This window comes from Acinetobacter nosocomialis (genome assembly GCF_041021905.1).
GTDB lineage: Bacteria > Pseudomonadota > Gammaproteobacteria > Pseudomonadales > Moraxellaceae > Acinetobacter > Acinetobacter nosocomialis.
In genome coordinates, this window is sequence record NZ_CP157432.1 from 1,792,852 (window position 1) to 1,811,623 (window position 18,772).

The 18,772-nt window shown below is 38.0% G+C and carries 23 protein-coding genes; all 23 read left to right on the forward strand.

The features are described 5' to 3' along the window. Positions 1-2 precede the first annotated feature (2 nt). The 23 genes from rsmG to rpsA all read left to right on the forward strand — a co-directional run bounded on the left by rsmG (position 3) and on the right by rpsA (position 18,654). Entirely contained in the window at positions 3-635 is a 633-nt protein-coding gene (gene rsmG / locus ABLC00_RS08290; protein ID WP_002050181.1) for a 16S rRNA (guanine(527)-N(7))-methyltransferase RsmG, read from the forward strand. 21 nt (positions 636-656) lie between these two features. Continuing rightward, positions 657-1,439 carry a ParA family protein gene (locus ABLC00_RS08295; protein WP_002050124.1) on the forward strand — a complete coding sequence of 261 codons (783 nt, stop codon included), beginning with the start codon at positions 657-659 and terminating at the stop codon, positions 1,437-1,439. Beyond that, positions 1,436-2,323, forward strand: coding sequence for a ParB/RepB/Spo0J family partition protein (locus ABLC00_RS08300; RefSeq protein ID WP_004709129.1), 888 nt, complete (start codon positions 1,436-1,438; stop codon positions 2,321-2,323). Before ABLC00_RS08295 ends, ABLC00_RS08300 begins: the two co-directional genes overlap by 4 nt. A 49-nt stretch (positions 2,324-2,372) precedes the next feature. Then, the gene (locus ABLC00_RS08305) at positions 2,373-3,008 is read left to right on the forward strand and encodes a MotA/TolQ/ExbB proton channel family protein (protein WP_004887494.1); all 636 of its coding nucleotides are present in this window, start codon (positions 2,373-2,375) and stop codon (positions 3,006-3,008) included. Between the two features lie 15 nt (positions 3,009-3,023). Further along, positions 3,024-3,452 (forward strand): biopolymer transporter ExbD, encoded by a 429-nt coding sequence (locus ABLC00_RS08310; protein WP_004887492.1) that lies wholly within the window; start codon positions 3,024-3,026, stop codon positions 3,450-3,452. Continuing rightward, complete coding sequence (msbA, locus tag ABLC00_RS08315; protein ID WP_006580783.1) at positions 3,449-5,176, forward strand: lipid A export permease/ATP-binding protein MsbA; 1,728 nt, start codon at positions 3,449-3,451, stop codon at positions 5,174-5,176. The genes ABLC00_RS08310 and msbA overlap by 4 nt, the downstream gene beginning before the upstream one ends. A 2-nt stretch (positions 5,177-5,178) precedes the next feature. Continuing rightward, the gene (gene lpxK / locus ABLC00_RS08320) at positions 5,179-6,189 is read left to right on the forward strand and encodes a tetraacyldisaccharide 4'-kinase (protein ID WP_004887486.1); all 1,011 of its coding nucleotides are present in this window, start codon (positions 5,179-5,181) and stop codon (positions 6,187-6,189) included. Positions 6,190-6,198: 9 nt separating this feature from the next. Next, on the forward strand, positions 6,199-6,960 hold the full coding sequence (kdsB, locus tag ABLC00_RS08325) for a 3-deoxy-manno-octulosonate cytidylyltransferase (protein WP_004887485.1): 762 nt from the start codon (positions 6,199-6,201) through the stop codon (positions 6,958-6,960). Between the two features lie 11 nt (positions 6,961-6,971). Next, the gene (locus tag ABLC00_RS08330) at positions 6,972-7,952 is read left to right on the forward strand and encodes a DNA polymerase III subunit delta' (protein WP_004887483.1); all 981 of its coding nucleotides are present in this window, start codon (positions 6,972-6,974) and stop codon (positions 7,950-7,952) included. Positions 7,953-7,964: 12 nt separating this feature from the next. Continuing rightward, a complete protein-coding gene (locus ABLC00_RS08335) occupies positions 7,965-8,306 on the forward strand; it encodes a PilZ domain-containing protein (protein ID WP_001183024.1) in 342 nt (113 codons plus the stop codon). A gap of 17 nt (positions 8,307-8,323) precedes the next feature. Further along, on the forward strand, positions 8,324-9,097 hold the full coding sequence (locus ABLC00_RS08340) for a TatD family hydrolase (RefSeq protein WP_004887481.1): 774 nt from the start codon (positions 8,324-8,326) through the stop codon (positions 9,095-9,097). 37 nt (positions 9,098-9,134) lie between these two features. Next, positions 9,135-9,743, forward strand: a complete 609-nt coding sequence (locus tag ABLC00_RS08345) for a TetR/AcrR family transcriptional regulator (protein ID WP_000375838.1) — start codon at positions 9,135-9,137, stop codon at positions 9,741-9,743. 9 nt (positions 9,744-9,752) lie between these two features. Further along, positions 9,753-10,304 carry a type II secretion system protein gene (locus ABLC00_RS08350; RefSeq protein ID WP_002049902.1) on the forward strand — a complete coding sequence of 184 codons (552 nt, stop codon included), beginning with the start codon at positions 9,753-9,755 and terminating at the stop codon, positions 10,302-10,304. Next, positions 10,294-10,674 carry a type II secretion system minor pseudopilin GspI gene (gene gspI, locus ABLC00_RS08355; RefSeq protein WP_004887479.1) on the forward strand — a complete coding sequence of 127 codons (381 nt, stop codon included), beginning with the start codon at positions 10,294-10,296 and terminating at the stop codon, positions 10,672-10,674. The genes ABLC00_RS08350 and gspI overlap by 11 nt, the downstream gene beginning before the upstream one ends. Then, a complete protein-coding gene (gene gspJ / locus ABLC00_RS08360; protein WP_033846335.1) occupies positions 10,674-11,489 on the forward strand; it encodes a type II secretion system minor pseudopilin GspJ in 816 nt (271 codons plus the stop codon). The genes gspI and gspJ overlap by 1 nt, the downstream gene beginning before the upstream one ends. Next, complete coding sequence (gene gspK / locus ABLC00_RS08365) at positions 11,489-12,448, forward strand: type II secretion system minor pseudopilin GspK (protein ID WP_004887476.1); 960 nt, start codon at positions 11,489-11,491, stop codon at positions 12,446-12,448. The genes gspJ and gspK overlap by 1 nt, the downstream gene beginning before the upstream one ends. Before the next feature lie 229 nt (positions 12,449-12,677). Beyond that, entirely contained in the window at positions 12,678-13,274 is a 597-nt protein-coding gene (locus tag ABLC00_RS08370) for a 6-carboxytetrahydropterin synthase (RefSeq protein ID WP_004887474.1), read from the forward strand. A 50-nt stretch (positions 13,275-13,324) separates the two neighbouring features. Further along, complete coding sequence (ung, locus tag ABLC00_RS08375; protein ID WP_002049829.1) at positions 13,325-14,038, forward strand: uracil-DNA glycosylase; 714 nt, start codon at positions 13,325-13,327, stop codon at positions 14,036-14,038. Further along, positions 14,035-15,159 carry an enoyl-CoA hydratase/isomerase family protein gene (locus ABLC00_RS08380; RefSeq protein ID WP_006580787.1) on the forward strand — a complete coding sequence of 375 codons (1,125 nt, stop codon included), beginning with the start codon at positions 14,035-14,037 and terminating at the stop codon, positions 15,157-15,159. The genes ung and ABLC00_RS08380 overlap by 4 nt, the downstream gene beginning before the upstream one ends. A 6-nt stretch (positions 15,160-15,165) precedes the next feature. After that, positions 15,166-15,669, forward strand: coding sequence for a tRNA adenosine(34) deaminase TadA (gene tadA, locus ABLC00_RS08385; RefSeq protein ID WP_006580788.1), 504 nt, complete (start codon positions 15,166-15,168; stop codon positions 15,667-15,669). 69 nt (positions 15,670-15,738) lie between these two features. Then, a complete protein-coding gene (locus tag ABLC00_RS08390) occupies positions 15,739-16,179 on the forward strand; it encodes an SRPBCC family protein (protein WP_002050033.1) in 441 nt (146 codons plus the stop codon). A 10-nt stretch (positions 16,180-16,189) separates the two neighbouring features. After that, positions 16,190-16,876 carry a (d)CMP kinase gene (gene cmk, locus ABLC00_RS08395; RefSeq protein WP_002049899.1) on the forward strand — a complete coding sequence of 229 codons (687 nt, stop codon included), beginning with the start codon at positions 16,190-16,192 and terminating at the stop codon, positions 16,874-16,876. A gap of 104 nt (positions 16,877-16,980) precedes the next feature. Continuing rightward, entirely contained in the window at positions 16,981-18,654 is a 1,674-nt protein-coding gene (gene rpsA / locus ABLC00_RS08400; protein ID WP_002050239.1) for a 30S ribosomal protein S1, read from the forward strand. Positions 18,655-18,772 lie beyond the last annotated feature (118 nt).

Below are 18,772 nucleotides of genomic sequence, written 5' to 3' on the forward strand. Positions count from 1 at the left end.
TTATGCATCCATTTTTTCAAGAGTTACAACAGGGTAGTCAAAAATTAGGTTTGTCGCTTAGCGATGAAGCTTTGACATTATTGTTAAAGTATCAAGATGCTTTGGTACTTTGGAACAAAGCTTATAATCTAACAGCGATTCGTGATCCGAAAGAGATGTTAGTGAAGCATTTGTTAGATAGCCTAAGTATTTTGAAAGATTTACCACCAGGTCGATTGCTTGATGTTGGTACTGGTGGTGGTATGCCAGGCATGATCATTGCTTTATGTCAACCAGAGCGCTCTTGTGTATTGCTTGACTCAAATGGTAAGAAAATTCGTTTTTTGAAACAGTTTATTGCTGACCTTAAGCTTAAAAACGTAGTAGCTGTGCAAACGCGTGTTGAAAATCAAGATACAATTGATGAGCTTGGTCAATTTGATGTGATCACAAGTCGTGCATTTGCATCTTTAACTGATTTTGTTGAGGCTGCACGTCCATATTTACATGAGCATAGTATAATTGCTGCGATGAAAGGATTGATTCCAGTTGAAGAAATGGAAGAGCTTAAGCAGGAATTTTCATGTAAAGTGATTGAACTGCATGTACCAAGACTTGATGAACAACGTCATTTACTTTTACTTCAACGAATTTAAATAAAAAGTATTAGGGTTACCATGGCTCAAATTATTGCGATTGCAAACCAAAAAGGTGGTGTTGGTAAAACAACGACTGCAGTAAATCTTGCAGCATCACTTGCTGTATTGAAAAAACGTGTATTACTTGTTGATATAGATTCACAAGGTAATGCTACGATGGGGTCTGGTATTCAAAAGAATGATCTACTTTACTCAATCACTGATGTGTTATTGGGTGAAGTGCCAATTGAAACTGCAATTCAAAAGGCAGAGGTTGGATATAAAGTTTTGGGTTCAAACCGTGAGCTTTCAGGTGTTGAACTGGCAATTGCCGAACAAGAAGGTCGTGAGTTCATTTTAAAGAATGCTCTGAACGAAATTAGAAATTCTTTTGACTATATTATTGTTGACTGTGCCCCTAGCTTAAGTTTAATTACGGTAAATGCCTTGGCTGCCGTAGATAGTGTAATCATTCCTATGCAATGTGAGTACTATGCATTGGAAGGTTTGGCTGATTTAACCCAAACAATCGATCGTATTCAAAAAGCATTAAATCCTGATTTAGAAATTATCGGTGTTTTACGTACGATGTACGACGCACGTAATGCCTTAACTCGCGATGTATCAGCTGAGTTGGAGCAGTATTTTGGTAAGAAACTTTATGACACTGTGATTCCACGTAATGTTCGTTTGGCCGAAGCGCCAGCGCATGGTTTGCCAGTGATTTATTTTGAAAAGAGTTCAAAGGGTGCAGTTGCATACTTAAATCTTGCAGCTGAGATGTTAAAGAAAAGTAAAGTAAAGAAAGGAAGTAAAGTATGAGCATCAAAAAACGCGGATTGGCGAAAGGGCGTGGTTTAGATGCATTACTTGGTTCAATTCAAAAAGAAAAATTACAATTAGAAGCTCAAGCACTTGATCATGGTCAGTTAAAGCAAATTGATGTGAATTTGTTGAAGCGAGGTGAATATCAGCCACGTCGTTTTATCCATGAACATGATTTACAAGAATTGGCATCCTCTATTGAAAAACATGGGGTAATGCAACCAATTGTTATCCGTCCTGTAGATGATGAAGCTCATCCTTACGAAATTATTGCAGGTGAGCGTCGTTGGCGTGCAGCACAAATTGCCGGTTTAACTGAAATTCCAGCAATTGTTCGTGATTTAAATGATCAGGTCGCGATAGCTTTAGCACTTATTGAGAATATTCAACGTCAAGATTTAAATCCAATTGATCAAGCCTTGGCATTACAACGTTTTCATGATGAATTTGGTTTGAGTCATCAGGAAATTGCCGATACTGTAGGTAAAGCGAGAACAACGGTCAGTAACTTGTTGCGTCTATTGAGTTTGGCTGATGACATTAAAGAATTTATGCAACAAGGCCAGCTTGATATGGGCCATGCTCGTGCCATCTTGACTTTAAAAGGTAAAGAGCAACTTGAAGTAGCTAAAATTGTCATTGAAAAGGGATTATCCGTTCGTCAAACTGAGCAATTAGTACGTGATTGGAACGAACCTAAACAGGAAAAGGAAAAAACTCCTGTTGCACCAGACATTGAGCAATTAACTCAGAAATTATCGGAACGTTTTGGTGCCAATGTTAAAATTGATCATAACCAGAAAGGTAAAGGGAAACTTGTTATTCATTATCATTCACTCGATGAGTTAGATGGTATTTTGAATATTTGTTTGCCAGATTAATTCTAAGTTAGGTCATATATTTCTAATTTATATTCTTGGGGAAGAAAATATGTGGGAACTTGTGAAAGCGGGCGGCTGGTTAATGCTGCCTTTAATTTTGTGTTCAATTTTAACGGTCGCTATTAGTATTGAACGTTTTATACGTTTGAGACGTTCACAAGTTTTGCCTAAAGCACTGATGAGTGATGGTAGTGCAGATATTTCTCATATCATTACAAATTTGGAGCAAGATACTGATGCCTCAAGTACAGCATTAGGAAATATTCTAAAAGCTGGTTTTGAGCATCAGGAGCATGGAGAGCAATTTGCTCGGGCTCAAATGGAAGCAATGGCTTCTCAAGAAATTTCTTATTTAGAAAAAAATATTAACTTCTTGGGAACTTTAAGTGCTATAGCACCTTTGCTTGGGTTACTTGGAACAGTTGTAGGGATTATTGAGTCTTTTCTCGTGATTGATTTTGGTTCGGCAGGTAGTCCAAGTTTAATGATTCCTGGTATTTCAAAGGCCTTGATCACGACAGCGGTTGGAATGCTCATTGCAATTCCTGCACTTATTTCTTATCGTTATTTTCAGAGAGTGGTACAAAATTACATTGCGGAGTTAGAGCAACAATCTACACTCTTTCATGCATCATTGTTTTATAAACGTTCTTCTGTTGTGCAAGAACATCGCCGTGTTGGTTGATGGGTAGGTAGCAATATGAAGTTTAAACGTTCTCAAGTTGAAGACATTCATATCAATCTAACGCCCATGATTGATTGTTTATTGTTCATTCTGGTGTTTTTATTGTTATCTACCACTTTTAATCAGCCAAGTCGCATCAATCTAACTTTACCAGATGCCCAAGGCGTCCCACCAAAACAGTACGATCATAAAATTGAAGTCGTGGTAGACTCTAGCGGTCATTACGCTGTCAATGGTCAAGCATTGTCTACCAAGGAAGTCGCTGATTTGAGCACTGCAATTAAGCAAATTGCTCAAGAGCGCCGTGATTTTATGTTTATCATCGCTGCAGATGCAAAAGCGTCTCATCAGGATGTTATTCGTGTTATGGATGTAGCAGGACAACTCGGTTTTGTTAACATCAATATTAGTACCAAAGTTCCTTCTAGAGGTTTTTCTGAGTGAATCAAGATTTTAAGGTTTATTTGCGTCTCATATCCTATTTAAAACCTTATTGGGGCGTGGCCTTATTAGTTCTTATCGGATTCGGTATGAACTCAGCAACAGAGGTTTCTGTTGCTAAGCTCATTAAATTTATTATTGATGCCATTCAAAATGCGAGTAGAGCGGATCTAGACTGGTTCCCTTTATTAATCATTTTATTAGTATTTTTCCGTGGCTTAGGCCTATTTATGGGCGGCTACTATACTGCTGTTATCTCCCGTAGTTTAGTTTTTAGTATTCGCCAAGAAGTTTATGCAAAGCTTTTAAGACTGCCGGCTCAATATTATCTCGATAACTCTTCGGGACATATTACAGCTAAAATTATGTATAACGTTGAGCAACTCACAGCTGCTTCATCTGAATCATTAAAAACTATTGTTCGTGATGGTATGATTACATTGGGGCTACTAGGTTATTTGTTTTATACAAATTGGCGTCTGACCCTTTGTATTATGGTGTTCTTACCTATTATTGGGGTTTTGGTGCGCAAAGCATCAAAAAGAATGCGTAAACTTTCACTGCAAGTTCAGGACACTATGGGCGATGTTAACCATGTCGTACAAGAAAGTATTAGTGGTAATGCAGTTGTTAAAAGTTTCGCTGGTGAAGACTCAGAACAAGAGCGTTTTTATAAGTCGTCTGAAGAGAATCTAAAACGCGGTTTAAAAATGGTGATTGTACAAAACCTAAATAGTCCTGTTGTTCAAGTTGTAATGGCTTGTGCAATGGCTCTTATTGTATGGTTAGCCTTAAGACCACAAATTTTAGGAAATACCAGTGCTGGTGAGTTTGTTGCGTATATTACAGCAGCAGGACTTCTTTCTAAACCTGTTAAAAACTTAACTGACATTAATGAAAAGTTGCAGCGTGGTTTAGCGGCAGCACATTCAGTTTTCGAATTATTAGATTTACCTGAAGAAGAAAATACCGGTCAACTTAAACCTCAATTGCAAGGTGCAATTCGTTTTGATCATGTTGTGCTTAACTATGCTGATGGTACTCAGGCGATTAAAGACTTTTCTTTAAATATTCGCCCAGGTGAGACAGTTGCATTGGTAGGGCGCTCGGGTGCTGGTAAAACTTCATTAGTGAATATGTTGGTACGTTTTCAAGAAGTCTCAAGTGGTCAAATTTATTTAGATGACTTACCAATACGTGATATAGAACTTTCAAGTTTGCGCACACAAATTGCAATGGTTAATCAGCAAGTTGTTTTGTTTAACCGGACTGTACGTGAAAACATCGCTTATGGTCAGTTACATAATGCAAGTGATGAAGAGGTTATCGCAGCAGCAAAAGCTGCTTACGCCCATGACTTTATTATGAACTTACCAAATGGTTACGATACTGTTTTAGGTGCACAAGGTCTAAACTTATCTGGTGGTCAACGTCAACGTATAGCAATTGCTCGTGCAATTTTGAAAAATGCACCAATTCTTATTTTAGATGAAGCGACAAGTGCGCTTGATAATGAATCTGAACATTTTATTCAGCAAGCATTTGATGAGGCGATGCAAGACCGTACAACGATTGTGATTGCTCATCGTTTATCTACAATTGAAAATGCAGATCGTATTGTTGTATTAGATCGTGGACAAATTGTTGAGCAAGGCACTCATCAAGAATTACTTGCTAAGCATGGTGCTTATTATCAATTACATCAGCGTAATTTTGAGGACAACTAAGCATGTCTTTGGCCCAGCTAATACAAAACGCATGGAATAAGCAATCAAGTTGGTTGATTGTTTTGCGTCCGTTGTCATGTTTGTATCGTGCTGGGTTTTTATTGAATCGTTATTTTTATAATTCAGGTTTAAAAAAAACCTATAGTGCACCTCTACCAGTCATGGTAATTGGCAATATTACAGTAGGTGGTAGTGGCAAAACTCCATTATTAATAGAACTAGTCAATTACTTAAAACAGCATAATGTAAAAGTAGGCGTAATTAGTCGCGGTTATGGTGGAGCTGGTCCTTTTCCTATGTTGGTAACATCGGCCAGTCAGGCAGCTGAAGCAGGGGATGAGCCTGCTTTGATTGTACAGTCAACTGGTGTGCCTATGGCAGTAGGACCGAATAGACAGGCTGCAATCGAGTTATTATTAGCATCCACAAAACTAGATTTAATTATTAGTGATGATGGATTACAACACTGGGCTTTAGGTCGTCAAATAGAATGGATTGTGCTTGATCAAAATCGTGGACTTGGAAATAGAAAGTTATTACCAGAAGGCTATTTGCGTGAACCTGCTGAACGTTTAAAAACGGGTACAGTAATCGAACATACATTTGCCCCTTCAACAGCAATGTATATGCATCTAGAAGCGGGGCATCCTTACTTATTGAATCCTTCTTCAGCAATTGAATTATCATTCAATACACAAAATAATTACCATGCAGTAGTGGGTATTGGTTTTCCTCAGCGCTTTTACCAAACACTTAAAGGTTTAGGTGTAAATCAATTTCAAGAGCATGCATTTCGTGATCATCATGATTACGTTATTGATGACCTTGTATTTAATGATGATCAGCCTATCATTACGACTGAAAAAGATGCGGTTAAGTTGTTACCTTTACTTGAAAAGTATCCAGAATTTAAACGGCCTATTTGGGTCGTACCTGTTAAAGCAGTTTTGTCTGCAGAGTGCTATCAGGTTTTAAATCAGCAATTGCAAAAGCTTGATATTCAAATATCTTAGGAAGAAAAAATGAAACACATCGTTATTCCAGCACGCTTCTCAAGTTCGCGTTTGCCAGGTAAGCCATTGTTACTTATTCATGATCGTCCTATGATTTTACGTGTCGTAGATCAGGCAAAGAAAGTTGAAGGCTTCGATGATTTATGTGTAGCAACTGACGACGAGCGTATTGCTGAAATATGCCGTGCAGAGGGTGTTGATGTTGTTTTAACAAGTGCTGACCATCCATCGGGGACAGATCGTTTAAGCGAAGTTGCTCGTATTAAAGGATGGAATGCTGATGACATTATTGTAAATGTACAAGGTGACGAGCCTTTACTACCAGCTCAACTTGTTCAACAGGTTGCCAAGCTTCTGGTTGACAAACCAAATTGCTCAATGTCTACATTATGTGAGCCTATTCATGCATTGGATGAATTTCAGCGTGATAGCATTGTGAAAGTGGTTATGTCTAATCAAAATGAAGCTTTATATTTTAGTCGTGCAACTATTCCTTATGATCGAGATGGTGCTAAACAAGCTGAACCAACTTTACATACCCAAGCATTTCGTCATTTAGGTTTATATGCTTATCGTGTGAACTTGTTACAAGAATATGTTACATGGGACATGGGTAAACTTGAAAAGTTGGAAAGTCTTGAGCAATTACGTGTTTTAGAAAACGGGCACCGTATTGCTATTGCTGTAGCAGAAGCAAATTTACCGCCGGGTGTTGATACCCAAGCCGATCTTGACCGTCTAAATAATTTGCCTGTTGAGTCTTTTGAGTAAGTGTTAATTTAATGAATCAGAATGTGACTTCTAAGGTTTATCCGTGGCAACAGACAATGTGGGAAACGTTAACAACACGTTTTCCTAATATTGGGCATGGCTTATTATTTTATGGTAAACAAGGTTGTGGTAAGCATGCTTTTGCCAAGCATTTTTTAGCATGGGTCCTTTGTTTAAATAAACAGCCTCAGGGGGCTTGTGGTGAGTGTAGTAGCTGTCAATGGTTAAAATCAGACACGCACCCGAACTATGTTCATATCACGACTGATGAAGAAAATAAAAAACAGAATGCAAAAATTAAAATAGAAAAAATTCGAGATCTATTGCCATTTGTCCAGCAAACTGGTGAAGGATGGCGTGTTATTGTTATTGAACCAGCCGAAGCTTTAAATCTTGCATCATCAAATGCGCTGTTAAAAACTTTAGAAGAACCCGGTGAGCGTGTTGTTTTAATTTTGTTGGCTGATCACTATTTGAAATTACCAGCCACCATTCGAAGTCGCTTACAGCATTTTGCTTTAGACCGTATTTCATATGAGCAGGCAACATCTTATCTAAATGAGCATTTGGCTGAAATTGCGTCAGTGCCACCTGAATTATTGTTAGGTCTTTCTAATGATATGCCTTTACAAGCAGTTGAAATTGCCACGAGTGATTGGTTTGCGAAAAGACAGTCCTTTTTAGAAGACTGGACTAAGGTAGTTAATCAAAAAAACATGCCTTTATTTTATTCGGTTAAATGGCAAAAAGAGCTTAACTTTAGTGATTTTATGATGCTTCTTGAATACTTGTTAGGAGATTTAATTTGTGTCAAGCTCAATCAACCACAGAAAAATATAGATTTACAGTACGTTCAATTGGCGCAAAACTATAATTTAGAGAGCTTATTCAGTCTTTATGAGGAATTGCAGCAATCTAAAAGATTAGTTGAACAAAATGTACAAACACAACTCATCATAGATCAACTTTTTATAAAATTAATGAACGTTTAAGGGGAAATTATAATGCAACCACAAATGGGTGGAATTATTCAGGTCAATATTCCTGATAGAGCAACCTTACAAGCAAGCTATATGGGGTACGTACAAGGTGGGGGCTTATTTGTGCCATCGAAGCAAAAGGTGAAGATGGGGCAAGAAATTTTTATTTTAGCTACGTTACCAGAACAATCACAAAAAATCCCTTTAACTGGTAAAGTAGTGTGGATTTCACATAAGCAAAGTGGTTTTAAGCCTCAAGGCTTCGCAATCCAATTAAGTGGTGATAAAGGCATTTACTATAAAGCTGAGGCTGAACGGATTTTAGCTGGTAGTATGTCTTTAGATCGTCCAAGTTATACTATGTAAGCAGATAGGAAAGAACAGTGTTTGTTGATACCCATTGCCATTTAACAATGTTAGATTTAACACCTTATAATGGTGATTTAGATCTTGCCCTTGCTGCTGCGCGAGCAGAAGGTGTCTCTAAGTTTATGGCAATTTCAGTTGACCTTGATGATCATATTGCTTTAGCTGAAATCGCAAAGCGTCATGAAGACGTTGGGTATACCGTTGGTGTGCATCCTTGTGAGGATGTAGACATCATGGCCCGAGCAACGACTGAGTATCTGACTGAGTTAGCTCAATCAGAAAAAGTGTGGGCTTTAGGTGAGACAGGCCTAGATTATTACCATAGCACTGATTTTATTAATGAGCAAAAGGCTTGTTTTGCTCGACATATTCAAGCTTCTAAAAGTGTAAGAAAGCCAGTAGTTGTTCATACGCGTTCAGCAAAACATGATACGGTAGATATTATTCGAGCTGAACAATCTACGCATGGTATTTTGCACTGTTTTACTGAAGACTGGGAAACAGCAAAAGCTGTATTAGATTGCGGGTACTATATTTCTTTTTCAGGTATTGTTTCATTTAAAAATGCTCAAGATTTACGAGATGTTGCCAAGCAAGTGCCTTTAGATCGACTTTTAATTGAAACAGATAGTCCTTATTTGGCTCCAGTGCCATATCGTGGTAAAACAAATGAACCAAAATACGTACCCTATGTAGCGAAAGCACTTAGTGAGGTATATGATAAATCGGTTGAGGAAATTGCAAGAATCACCTCGCAAAATTTCGAAAATTTACTCAAAGCGATTTAACTTATAGAAACTATACAAAGAGAGTAATTGCGTGAAGATGGACCGTCAAGCTCAGTTCCGAGCAAGAGAAGCGTTAATATTTCAAGTTGCGGAACAGTTGTTGTTAGAAAATGGCGAAGCCGGAATGACACTTGATGTGCTGGCTGCTGAGCTTGATTTGGCAAAAGGTACTTTGTACAAACATTTTCAAAGCAAAGATGAATTGTACATGTTGTTGATTATTCGTAATGAGCGCATGTTACTCGAAATGGTCCAAGACACTGAGAAAGCTTTTCCAGAGCATTTGGCTTTCTTTATGTTGCATCATTTGCACCACCCGGAACGAACAGTTTTGTTCCATCAAATTGAAGAAAAGCTTTCGATTACAGCACAAGGTGTGCATCATCTTTTTAATGAACTGTATCAAGTAAGAAAACAGCGCTTACGTATTATTATTCGTATGACTGATCATTATTTAGAATCAATCCAGAGTCATATGACTACGCGAGATTACTTGGCTTCAATTTGGTCCCTTACTCATGGAGCTGCGGCAATTCTGAATTCAAGTTTTTACCAGCGTTATTTGGGTTCAAGAGACACTTTGAGAGTAGCTTATATTGATCAGGCGTTGGCCTTACCGAAACAAGCAGTTGAACAATACGCTTAATAGGTCAATATGAAATTGAAATCATTTCAATCACAAAAAGGCTTTACCCTCATAGAGGTGATGGTAGTCATTGTGATTATGACAATTATGACTTCACTTGTTGTATTGAATATCGGTGGTATAGACCAAAAAAAGGCAATGCAGGCAAGAGAGTTATTTTTACTCGATTTACAGAAAATTAATAAAGAATCACTAGACCAATCACGTGTATTAGCTTTAGAAACTCATGGTGAGACAGATGTCTCACCATTTTCTTATGAATTATACGAATATCACGATCAAAGCACTTTACAAGTACAAGACTTAAAAAATCGCTGGCAGAAATATACCGAATTTAAAACACGACAACTTCCTGCGCATGTGTCTTTTTCAGTACAGCCTTTAGATGGTGAGAATTATTCTAAAGCTAAAAATACCGATTTGGTTGGTGGACAAACACCTCAGCTTATCTGGTTTGGCAATGGAGAAGCCAAGACCGTCAAAATACAATTTTATCTAGAGCAAAAACCGATTGGTTCAGAAATACAAATAGATCATTTGGGTAAAATAAATGAAATCTAAAGGCTTTACCCTCTTAGAAGTTATGGTTGCTTTGGCAATCTTTGCAGTAGCAGCTGTTGCTTTAACTAAAGTGGCAATGCAGTACACTCAGTCTACTTCTAATGCCATTTTAAGAACTAAAGCTCAATTTGTAGCTATGAATGAAATTGCTATGATGGAGATTAATCAAGAGTGGCTGCAGGGCACTCAAACTAAGCAAGTAACTTCTCAAGGAGAGACTTGGCAGATTTATAAATCAGCTGAATCAACTGTTAGCCCTAATGTTCAAAAAATTGATGTACAAGTTAGCTTATATGATCCGGATAAGGGAAAAGTACAAAACGGTATTACTCATATGGTCTTTTTTAATTATCCAGTGAAAGCAAAATAATGATAAAAAATAAGAATTTTCGAATTCAAAGCATTGCTTCTCATCTTAGAGCTCAGTCGGGTGTTATTCCGACTGACTACTCTGGGCATAGCTCTTCGTCTTACGCTCAGACAAAGCTTCGCTTTAGAGAGCCTCACACTCGAAACATGGTTTCTCGTCTTGCGGCGCGATCGAGCAATGCTCGATTAACTCGCGCCTTAGGATTTACGTTGGTTGAATTGTTAGTTGCGATTGCTATCTTTGCGGTCTTATCTTTATTGGGGTGGAAAATTTTCGATTACTTGCTTAAAGTTCGTGACCGTAATGCTGAACATGAAGTGCATTTGTTTGAGTTACAAGATGCTTATCAACAAATTCTTCGTGATAGTCTGCAAATTATTCCTTTATCTGCAAATCAAGGTGGCCAACTTCATCCAGCTTTAGAAATTGATAATCAAATTCTGCGTTTTAGCAAAGCAGGTGTAACGGATCCTTTAAAACAAGGTTTATCACCGTTTGAACGAATTGAATATCGTTATGATGCAGACCAAAAAAAATTATATCGTCTTAAATATACAAATTTGAATACTTCGAATAATGAGCAACCTTTATCGAGTACCTTGCTAAGTCAGGTTGACCAATATCAGATTATGGTTTTGACTCCGCAAGAGGTAACAAAGTGGCCTGAGGTTAATATTGATCAAACAAAGCCTAACGAATTGAAAAAATTACCGAAAGGAATAAAAATTCAACTTACTGTAGCAGGAGTAAGTTATGAATGGATCTATAGCTTAAATCAAAGTAATTTATCGCTTTCCCCACAAGGTGGCTCATAATGTTTAAAAATTATAAGCACCAACAGGGTGTCGCTTTACTGACAATACTTATTATGGTTGCCTTGGCTACAATTTTAGCTGCTTCTATTGCCAAACATCAAAATAATACTATGGAAAATACAGCTTATTTAATGCGTCAAAATCAATCTTTGCTCTATGCAAAAAGTGCAGAAGCTTTTTTTTCGGAGTTATTAATTCAAGATGCAAATAATGCGGGTGGAGTAGATCATTTAAAAGAGACATGGGCACAACCTATGCCACCGTTCCCAGTAGAAGATGGTTCTGTCTCAGGGCGTTTGCTTGATGAGTCCGGGAAATTTAACTTAAATAATTTGACCAATGGGGAAGGTATGGTAAATGAAGATGCTAAAAGTTGGTTTGAACGTTTGCTTGTGCGAGTAGGTTTACCTGCTGAGCTAAGTCAGGCTGTGATTGATTGGCAAGACCCAAATGATGAGCCAGCTGGACAAATGGGAGCAGAAAGTAGTTATTATCAAGGCTTAGATCCTAGCTATATGGCTGCGAATACTAAATTTCACCGTATTGAAGAGTTAAAGCTAGTTAGAGGCTTTGATGGGAAAAAATATGATTTGATCGCCCCATATATTTCTGCTTTGCCAGAAAATACGAAATTAAACATCAATACTGCTTCACCATTGGTTTTAGCAAGTATTGATGAAAAACTAGATGTTGGAGCGATCGAAAAAGAATTACAGGCGCGACAGCAAAATTTAAAGTTCTTCCAAAATGTTGATGAATTGTGGCAATTGAGTGCTTTTTCAGCGGTTGATAGTCAAAAGAAAAAGCAGGCAAGTGGTCTTATTGATGTTAAATCTAACTTCTTTCAAGCTCAAATTGAAGTTGTTCTAAACAATAGAAAGCGCCAATTTACTAGCGCATTAATGCGAAAAGATAAGCAAGTATATGTCTACTCAAGGAGTTTGGTTCCATTTAACTAAATAAATTTATTGATATTTTTCCTAAGTCTGTAATACTTGAAGCTTATTAATAAAAGGGATGAGGTCATATTTCTGTATAGACAATATTTAAAGTAAAAATCAATATCTTCAAAATTCCTTCACATCTCTTATCATACTTTTTGCTAATTGTTTCTATTTGAAAAGTGGTGCGAAGTTTTTATCTTTTGCTTTATAATAATGTTCTTAGAAGGAATGATCGATTTGGCACATGTTAATTCGTAAGTTATTTAAGTTTGAAAATGCACATGTAGTACGTAACTGTACATCAGATCGTTGTAAGCGATCGATTCATGGGCACAGTTATAAAGTCGAGTTATTACTTAAAGCTTCGAAATTAGATCATGGACAAATGGTATATGATTTTGGACTATTAAAAGGTGTGATTAAGGACCTTTTTGATAGTTTTGATCATGCGATTTGTTTCTGGGAAAAAGATGATCCACAATATATCGATGCTTGTAAAACTTTTAGTGCACGTTGGATTTCTTTACCAGTGTCTCCATCTGCCGAGCAATTTTCTCGTATTTTCTTCTATCTAGCTCAGCAAGTATTAAAATCAACCATTACCCAAAATGGGGAAGGTGATGTTGAAGTTTATTCAGTGATTGTTCATGAAACTGATACAGGGTATGCCCAAAGTTTTCTTGAAGATATTCAAAATGAACAAATGGGACTACTAAACCTTGAAGGTATTGTTTTCTCAGAACAAGTTCAATCTGAATGGACTGATCCACAAATGTATGAAAATTTAAAACAAGGGATTAAGTTTCAGAATCCATATGTTAACTTACAAGTAGAAGTGTAAGTTAACGTCCTTTTGTTTGTAGAAATGAAAATTGATCTAGGATGACATTAATGCAATTAACTGAGCAACAGCAAGACAAACTCAGTAAAGTTCAATTAGAAGAAAGCTGGAAAAGATCATTAACTCCATTTTTGCTGAGTCCTTACATGGATAGTTTGCGAGACTTCCTGTTTCAACAGAAGCAGGCCCAAAAAACAATATATCCACCAAGTAAACAAATTTTTAATGCGTTAAATATTACACCTTTAGATCATGTAAAAGTCGTGATTTTAGGGCAAGATCCATATCATGGACCGAATCAGGCAAATGGCTTAAGTTTCTCTGTACAAAGAGGGGTTGCATTACCTCCATCTTTACGTAATATTTTTCATGAATTAAATACAGATTTAGGTGTACCAATTTCGCGTCATGGTGATTTAACCAAATGGGCCGAGCAAGGTGTACTTTTATTAAACAGTGTACTTACTGTAGAAGCAGGACAGCCCACATCACACCAAAAACAAGGTTGGGAAGAGTTTACTGACGCAGTAATTGATGTCTTAAATGAACAACGCGAGCACATTGTTTTTATTTTATGGGGTGCTTATGCACAACGTAAAGGGCAACGTATAAATAGAGAAAAACACTTAGTTTTAACTGCTGCACATCCATCACCACTTGCGGCTAATCGTGGTGGTTTTTTTGGTTGCAAAGTGTTTTCAAAAACAAATCAATATTTGAAACAACATGGCATTGAGCCCATAGACTGGCAATTGGACGCATGATGAACTCTCCCAATGTAAATAGCTATCATCCGGATTTGGTAGTTGAAGAAGCGAAAAATGGTTGGCGTATAGTACGTTTGAATCGACCTAAATCATTACATGCTTTAGATGAATCAATCGTAACGGCTTTATTACGAGTATTTGAAGACTTCCGTGATGATGAGCGAGTGAAAGCAATTTGGTTGGACTCGACAACACCAAAAGCTTTTTGTGCAGGCGGAGATGTACGCAAATTACGTCAGCTGGTCATTAATCAAGAAGTAGAAACAGCAAATAAGTTTTTCCAGCAAGAATATGCTTTGGATTTACTTTTGCATAATTATGCAAAACCAGTTGTTGTATGGGGCGAAGGTTATGTAATGGGGGGCGGTTTAGGCTTGTTTATGGCTGCACCTTTCCGCTTAGTTACACCATATTCACGTTTGGCAATGCCTGAAATTAATATTGGCTTATACCCAGATGTAGGTGCAAGCCGTTTCCTTGCTGACCGTGGGCAAATTGGTTTATTTACTGGTTTGACGGGTTCTATCATGACTGCCGCTGGGGCCTACAGCATTGGTTGGGCGACGCATATTTGCGAAGCACAACGTGATAATGTTCTGCAAAAAGTACTGAATATTAATTGGGCTCACTATCCTGCAGGTGATTTCCGTGCGATTGACGATACTTTAAATAGCTTGCACCGTCCGGTTGCAGCAGGACCATTGCAAAATTCTTTAGACGTTATCCATAGCGTTTGTCGTGGTTCAAGTTTTGAACAAGACTATCAGGCGATTGTAAGCTTACGCGATGCAAGCAGTGATTGGTTGCGTCAAGCCAGTGAAAACTTACAAAAGGGTTCGCCAAGTACAGCAGCGATTACTTGGTTGTTATGGCAATGGGGTAAACAAGTTCATTCTTGGGACGAAGTTTTTGACCTGGAAGCGCAAATTTCTGAATGGAAAATTCGCCACCCTGACTTTGTGGAAGGTGTGCGTGCACGTTTAGTCGATAAAGATTTATCGCCAGAATGGAAAGCATGTGAAGACCTTACATTAAGAGGCATTTTGGCCGATGACCCACCAATTACGACTATTGATAGCTGGAATGCATTACTTAGACAGTATGGTGTAGTGTCATAATAAATAATGTCTAAATTTAGTGATGAGTATTGGATGCAGCTTGCTTACGAGCAAGCTGAATTAGCAGCCGAGCAGGGGGAAATTCCTGTTGGGGCTGTAATTGTAAGCCAAAATAAGTTAATTGGAGCTGGTTTCAATGCTCCAATTGGTTTATCTGATCCTACAGCGCATGCAGAGATTCAAGCTATTCGTTCGGCTTGCCAATTATTAAAAAATTATCGTTTACCAGAAGACGCGACTTTGTACGTTACGCTTGAGCCATGCACAATGTGTGTGGGAGCTTTAGTACATGCAAGAATTAAACACGTTGTATTTGGAACAGTAGAGCCTAAAGCGGGCTCACTAGTGAGTACACGTCAATTATTAGAAAATGGTTATTACAACCATAAATTTACTTTTGAGCAGGGATGTTTACATGAAAAATGTGCTCAGCAGTTAAGTCTTTTTTTTAAACAAAGACGTGAACAAAAGAAACAAGAGAAGCAACAAAAAACGTCCTTAAATGATTAAAAAATGTCATGTGGTTATGGCAAACTAACGCCGTTTCATTGACATGATTTATTTAAATAAGGAACTTTCATGCGTAATGTAATTACTATACAAAAAGAATTTAATGCTCCTCTTAGTGATGTATTTAACCTGCTTTCTAAACATGCAACTTACAATAAGGCATTTGCTCCATTACAAGTTGTACGTGTAAAAGACTCAGTAGATCCTGAAAGACCCGATGGGGTTGGTTCTGTTCGTCGTATGGGGTTTGGTACGATTAAACCACTTAAAGAAGAAATCACTTATCTCGAAGAAAACAAGCGTATTGAATATAAATTGATTGATAATCCCTTAGTTAAGCACCATTTAGGTCGTATCGAGTTTTCTGAAATAACCCCATATATTACTTTGGTTACTTATCGTATCGAATTAACGGCAAAAGCTCCTGTTGTAAGTAAATTAATTCTTGCACAGCTAAAACTAGCGATTACACTAGGCTTTTCGAGATTAGCTAAAGCATTTGCTTCTTAGTGAGAGTTCAATGACAGTTCAAATTATTACTATTGATGGTCCGAGTGGTTCGGGTAAAGGAACACTAGCGGCAAAACTTGCTGCTTATTATCAATTTCATTTACTCGACTCTGGCGCCTTGTATCGTTTGTTAGGGTTGTCATTACATAAACATGATTTATTGGAAAAATTAGATAGCCATTTAGATGAGTGTGTGAAATATGCTCGTCAGCTTAATATCAAGTTTGAAACTTCAGCAGAGGGAACATTGGTTTTCCTTGATGGAGAAGATGTATCACAAACTATCCGTACAGAGCGAGTTGGAGAATATGCTTCTAAAGTTGCAGCAATACCAGAGCTTAGACAAGCACTTTTTGAGCGTCAAAGAGCCTTTGCGCAAACTCCAGGTTTAGTGGCAGATGGCCGAGATATGGCAACATCAATTTTCCCTGAAGCGAATGCAAAAATTTACCTGACAGCTTCGGCAGAGTCTCGTGCTGAGCGAAGAGTAAAACAGTTGCAGGGCATGGGTCTAGATGCTAAAATAAACGACATTTTAGCTAATATACAAGCGCGTGACAAAAGAGACATGGAGCGGGAAGTAGCTCCTCTCAAGCCAGCCGCAGATGCTTATATCATTGATAGTTCGGAATTAACGATCGATCAAGTATTTAAGTTAATGGTTGATTATGTCAATAGCCGTACTATTAGCAACTAAGATTATCAGTTGACGCATAGCTTGATCAGTCTATAAAGACTATGTTGATACTTAACTAAACCGGCCTTGTCTGATCCAAGACCGCTGACTTTATCAGGTATATCATGACCGAATCTTTTGCAGCCCTCTTTGAAGAAAGTGAATTAAACCTCAACGTTGAAAAGGGTGCAGTCATCCAAGGTGTTGTTGTAAACATCGATAGCGACTGGGTTACTGTTGACACTGGCCTTAAATCAGAAGGCATTGTTGACCGTGCTGAATTTTTAAATGAACAACGTGAACTTGAAGTTCAGGTTGGTGACACTGTTGACGTAGTTGTTGAAGCTCTTGACAACGGTATGGGTCAAACAGTTTTATCACGTGAAAAAGCTAAACGTGCTGAAACTTGGACTAAACTTGAAAAAATCTTTGAAGATGGCGAAATCGTTACTGGTGTTATCTCTGGTAAAGTTAAAGGCGGTTTCACTGTTGACATCGGTCCTGTTCGTGCGTTCTTACCAGGTTCATTAGTTGACACTCGTCCTATCCGTGACACTACTCACCTTGAAGGTAAAGAGTTAGAGTTTAAAGTAATCAAACTTGATGCTAAACGTAACAACGTTGTTGTATCTCGTCGTGCTGTTATGGAAGCTGAATCTTCTGCTGACCGTGAAGCATTACTTGCTCAACTTGAAGAAGGTCAAACAGTTACAGGTACTATCAAGAACCTTACTGATTACGGTGCATTCGTTGATCTTGGCGGTATTGATGGTCTTCTTCATATCACAGATATGGCTTGGAAGCGTATCAAGCACCCTTCAGAAGTTGTTGAAGTTGGTCAAGAAGTTACTGTTAAAGTACTTAAATTTGACCGTGAACGTAACCGCGTATCTTTAGGCCTTAAACAATTAGGCGAAGATCCATGGTTAGCGATCATGAGCCGTTACCCTAAAGGTTCTATCGTTAAAGCACGTGTTACTAACTTAACTGACTACGGTTGTTTCGCTGAAATCGCTGAAGGCGTTGAAGGTTTAGTACACGTTTCTGAAATGGACCACACTAACAAAAACATCCACCCATCTAAAGTTGTTCAGATCGGTGACGAAGTTGATGTTATGGTTCTTGAAGTTGACGAAGAACGTCGTCGTATCAGCCTTGGTATCAAACAAACTCGTGCTAACCCATGGGAAGAGTTTGCTAAGTCTCATGAGAAAGGCGAAAAAGTTTCAGGCACAATCAAGTCTATCACTGACTTTGGTATCTTCATTGGTTTAAATGGCGGTATCGACGGTCTAGTTCACTTGTCTGATATTTCTTGGAACGAACAAGGCGAAGAAGCTATCCGTCGTTACAAGAAAGGTGACACTGTTGAAGCAGTTATCTTGTCTGTAGACGCTGAAGGTAACCGTATCAGCCTTGGTATCAAGCAATTGAACAGCGATCCGTTCAATGATTTCTTAGCTGCTAACGAACGTGGTGCTTTAGTTAAAGGTACTGTGACTGCAGTTGATGCTCGTGGCGCAACTGTTAAGTTAGCTGACGAAGTAGAAGCTACTCTTAAAGCTTCTGAAATCAACCGTGACCGCGTTGAAGATGCAACTAAATTCTTAGAAGTTGGTCAAGAAGTTGAAGCTAAAATCATCAACGTTGATCGTAAATCTCGCTCTATCAACTTGTCTATCAAAGCGAAAGACGAAGCTGAAGAGAAAGAAGCAGTAGCTAACTTACGTACAGCATCAGCTTCTCAAGAAAATGGTCCTAAGACTATTGGTGACTTGATCAAAGCGCAAATGAAGTAATAAGTTAACAAAGTACAGTTTCATGTAACGAAATTGTACTTTTTATACAAATTACTGTAAACGGTAGCGTAGTATTCAACATACTGCGCTACCGTTTTGTATTTAAACAGGTTATTAT

What these genes read in the sequence shown, in the direction of transcription:
- rsmG (WP_002050181.1), top strand. Translation starts at nt 3, where the DNA reads ATGCATCCATTTTTTCAAGAGTTACAACAGGGTAGTCAAAAATTAGGT.
- ABLC00_RS08295 (WP_002050124.1), top strand. Translation starts at nt 657, where the DNA reads ATGGCTCAAATTATTGCGATTGCAAACCAAAAAGGTGGTGTTGGTAAA.
- ABLC00_RS08300 (WP_004709129.1), top strand. Translation starts at nt 1,436, where the DNA reads ATGAGCATCAAAAAACGCGGATTGGCGAAAGGGCGTGGTTTAGATGCA.
- ABLC00_RS08305 (WP_004887494.1), top strand. Translation starts at nt 2,373, where the DNA reads ATGTGGGAACTTGTGAAAGCGGGCGGCTGGTTAATGCTGCCTTTAATT.
- ABLC00_RS08310 (WP_004887492.1), top strand. Translation starts at nt 3,024, where the DNA reads ATGAAGTTTAAACGTTCTCAAGTTGAAGACATTCATATCAATCTAACG.
- lpxK (WP_004887486.1), top strand. Translation starts at nt 5,179, where the DNA reads ATGTCTTTGGCCCAGCTAATACAAAACGCATGGAATAAGCAATCAAGT.
- kdsB (WP_004887485.1), top strand. Translation starts at nt 6,199, where the DNA reads ATGAAACACATCGTTATTCCAGCACGCTTCTCAAGTTCGCGTTTGCCA.
- ABLC00_RS08330 (WP_004887483.1), top strand. Translation starts at nt 6,972, where the DNA reads ATGAATCAGAATGTGACTTCTAAGGTTTATCCGTGGCAACAGACAATG.
- ABLC00_RS08335 (WP_001183024.1), top strand. Translation starts at nt 7,965, where the DNA reads ATGCAACCACAAATGGGTGGAATTATTCAGGTCAATATTCCTGATAGA.
- ABLC00_RS08345 (WP_000375838.1), top strand. Translation starts at nt 9,135, where the DNA reads ATGGACCGTCAAGCTCAGTTCCGAGCAAGAGAAGCGTTAATATTTCAA.
- ABLC00_RS08350 (WP_002049902.1), top strand. Translation starts at nt 9,753, where the DNA reads ATGAAATTGAAATCATTTCAATCACAAAAAGGCTTTACCCTCATAGAG.
- gspI (WP_004887479.1), top strand. Translation starts at nt 10,294, where the DNA reads ATGAAATCTAAAGGCTTTACCCTCTTAGAAGTTATGGTTGCTTTGGCA.
- gspJ (WP_033846335.1), top strand. Translation starts at nt 10,674, where the DNA reads ATGATAAAAAATAAGAATTTTCGAATTCAAAGCATTGCTTCTCATCTT.
- gspK (WP_004887476.1), top strand. Translation starts at nt 11,489, where the DNA reads ATGTTTAAAAATTATAAGCACCAACAGGGTGTCGCTTTACTGACAATA.
- ABLC00_RS08370 (WP_004887474.1), top strand. Translation starts at nt 12,678, where the DNA reads ATGTTAATTCGTAAGTTATTTAAGTTTGAAAATGCACATGTAGTACGT.
- ung (WP_002049829.1), top strand. Translation starts at nt 13,325, where the DNA reads ATGCAATTAACTGAGCAACAGCAAGACAAACTCAGTAAAGTTCAATTA.
- ABLC00_RS08380 (WP_006580787.1), top strand. Translation starts at nt 14,035, where the DNA reads ATGATGAACTCTCCCAATGTAAATAGCTATCATCCGGATTTGGTAGTT.
- tadA (WP_006580788.1), top strand. Translation starts at nt 15,166, where the DNA reads ATGTCTAAATTTAGTGATGAGTATTGGATGCAGCTTGCTTACGAGCAA.
- ABLC00_RS08390 (WP_002050033.1), top strand. Translation starts at nt 15,739, where the DNA reads ATGCGTAATGTAATTACTATACAAAAAGAATTTAATGCTCCTCTTAGT.
- cmk (WP_002049899.1), top strand. Translation starts at nt 16,190, where the DNA reads ATGACAGTTCAAATTATTACTATTGATGGTCCGAGTGGTTCGGGTAAA.
- rpsA (WP_002050239.1), top strand. Translation starts at nt 16,981, where the DNA reads ATGACCGAATCTTTTGCAGCCCTCTTTGAAGAAAGTGAATTAAACCTC.